Genomic DNA, 573 nt, shown 5'->3' on the forward strand with positions numbered 1-573 from the left:
GGCGCCCGGGACGGCCGCGGCCGGGCGCTCCTCCTCCGGCCAGAGTCCGAGCGCGGCACAGACCGAGGGCAGCACGGCCATCGCGGCGGTCGCGTAGCCCTGGGCGGAGGGGTGGTAGCGGTCGGCGGCGAACATCTCCGGGCGGGCGGCGAACTCCGGGCCCAGCAGCGAGCCCAGCGAGACCGTCCGGCCGCCCGCCTCCACCACCGCGATGGTCTGCGCGGCGGCCAACTGCCGGCTCAGCCGGCGGGCCACCCAGCGCAGCGGCGGCCGCACCGGCTTGATCGTCCCGAGGTCCGGGCAGGTTCCCACGACCACCTCGCAGCCGTTGGCGTGCAGGGCGGCGACGGCCTCGCCGAGGTGACGGACGGCCAGTTGGGCCGGGCTGTGCCGGGTCACGTCGTTGGCGCCGACCATGATCACGGCGACGTCCGGGCGGTGCGGCAGCGCCTGCTCCAGCTGGCCGGAGAGGTCGGCCGAGCGGCCGCCGGAGCGGGCCACGTTGACCAGCCGGACCGGGCGCTCGGCCACCGAGGCGAGGCCGGCGGCCAGCAGCGCGCCCGGGGTCTCGCC

1 protein-coding gene is annotated in these 573 nt (G+C 78.4%); it reads right to left on the bottom strand.

Translation table 11 applies throughout. The features are described 5' to 3' along the window. On the bottom strand, positions 1-573 hold a 573-nt coding region (locus KS423_RS46940), incomplete at both ends, for an SGNH/GDSL hydrolase family protein (RefSeq protein ID WP_224285710.1).

This window comes from Streptomyces sp. LS1784 (assembly GCF_020103755.1).
In the GTDB taxonomy this organism is placed as follows: Bacteria; Actinomycetota; Actinomycetes; order Streptomycetales; family Streptomycetaceae; genus Kitasatospora.